Genomic DNA, 1,752 nt, shown 5'->3' with positions numbered 1-1,752 from the left:
GTTCTGGCGCGTGTGGAAGGACGCCCACTCGAGCATCACAATCTCCCTGCAGCGCCGCGCACCCGTTCGGACGCGCAAAGGACGCTGCGACACCTTGAATCGGTGCATGATCCTTGCCGAAAATCGAGTCCAACTTTCGGAGCATGCACAGTCCCGCACCTAGACTACATCCAGGCCGTATCGAAATCGTGAATCTTAGTGTCGCAGGGGCGTCAGGAGGGTTCACTATTCTTTGCGGTAGATTTCGTCCGCGTCAAACAGGGKGAGGCTGCCGTCTGCGCTGAGGGTCGCGACGCCGTCCTTCAGCCCCACCGTCCGATAAAAGCAGGAACGCCTGCCGGTGTGACAGGTTGCATCATGGCCGGTAACTTTTACGCGCAGCCATACCGCGTCCTGATCGCAGTCGGTACGGATCTCGGCGACGTGCTGGAAATTGCCCGATGTCTCGCCCTTCTTCCACAACGAGCCGCGCGACCGCGACCAGTAGTGGGCGATGCCGGTCTCGATGGTCAGGGCAAGCGCCTCTGCATTCATGTGCGCGACCATCAGCAGCGTGCCATCGGCAACGTCGGTGACGACGGCGGTGACAAGGCCGTTGGCGTCGAAGCGCGGCGTGAACGCCACGCCTTCTTCGAGCGCGCTTTTGTCGTTGGAAGCTTGGGGAAACTGCAGGGTCATCGCCGGGTCCTAAGTCGAGGGCACCGGCGATGGGAAATCAGATCCCGCCGCCGGCTCGCACCATGGTCACGAACCGGACCTGTTCTTCGGGAGTATCCCGGAAAACGCCGGTGAAGGTGGAGGTCAGGGTCGTCGAACCCTGCTTGCGAATGCCGCGCATGGCCATGCACATATGCTCGGCCTCGATCATCACGGCAACGCCGCGCGGATTTAGCACGTCCTGGATGACACCGGCAATCTGCGCCGTCATGGCTTCCTGCGTCTGCAGGCGGTGGGCGAAGATGTCGACGACGCGGGCGATCTTGGACAGGCCAACAACCTTGCCATCGGGCAGATAGCCGACATGCGCCTTGCCGATGATTGGCACCATGTGGTGCTCGCAATGCGAGTGGAACTTGATGTCGCGGACGATGACGAGGTCGTCATAACCGGCCACTTCCTCGAAGGTGCGGCCAAGCTCATCGGCTGGGCACATGTCGTAGCCGTTGAACATCTCACGGAACGCCTTGGTCACGCGCTTGGGCGTGTCGACCAGGCCTTCACGTTGGGGATTGTCGCCGGTCCAGCGCAAGAGCACCTTGACGGCAGCTTCTACCTCCGCCTCGGTCGGGCGGTCGGTCGTAGGCATATCCATGTACGCTGATTGCGGCATCAGCTTCTTGGCAACGRCATCCATCTCAGGCGTCTCCAGTAGTCCCTGTCAAAGCAGGGACGAGTTGAACGGACACAGCCACTTTAGGGACCACCGGAATAGTGCCGTACCCAAAGCTGCTCATCATGCCCTTCCTCCCGATGCTGTTTCTGCAGCCTTGTCGAGAGGTGAGCGCAACCATTATATATGGGTGAAGACGACGATTGAAAGATGCGTCAGCGACAAGAGTTGTTCACCACACGCACTCAGAGTGAAAAAAGTTGATCGACGACATCTACAACACGAAAATTCTCGGGTTCGCGGGCAATATCGGCCGGCTCGGGCATCTCGAAAATCCTGATGCCACAGCTACCGCCCATTCCAAGCTTTGCGGATCGACCGTCACCATCGATCTCAAGATGGAAGACGGCCTGGTCACCGAC

At 59.7% G+C, this 1,752-nt stretch carries 3 protein-coding genes; 1 reads left to right on the top strand and 2 read right to left on the bottom strand.

Features of this window, described 5'->3' with window-relative positions; translation table 11 throughout:
* Positions 1 to 225: 225 nt before the first annotated feature.
* On the bottom strand, positions 226 to 678 hold the full coding sequence (hisI, locus tag AC1DWF_RS31760) for a phosphoribosyl-AMP cyclohydrolase (RefSeq protein WP_476842533.1): 453 nt from the start codon (positions 676 to 678) through the stop codon (positions 226 to 228).
* 37 nt (positions 679 to 715) lie between these two features.
* Complete coding sequence (gene folE / locus AC1DWF_RS31755) at positions 716 to 1,354, bottom strand: GTP cyclohydrolase I FolE (protein WP_476842532.1); 639 nt, start codon at positions 1,352 to 1,354, stop codon at positions 716 to 718.
* 236 nt (positions 1,355 to 1,590) lie between these two features.
* Between folE and AC1DWF_RS31750 the strand changes: the two genes are divergently transcribed.
* The coding region (locus AC1DWF_RS31750; RefSeq protein WP_476842534.1) for an iron-sulfur cluster assembly scaffold protein at positions 1,591 to 1,752 on the top strand (162 nt) is incomplete at its 3' end.

It is taken from the genome of Aminobacter sp. P4_D5 (assembly GCF_056401815.1).
This window is presented reverse-complemented; position numbering and strand designations above follow the sequence as displayed.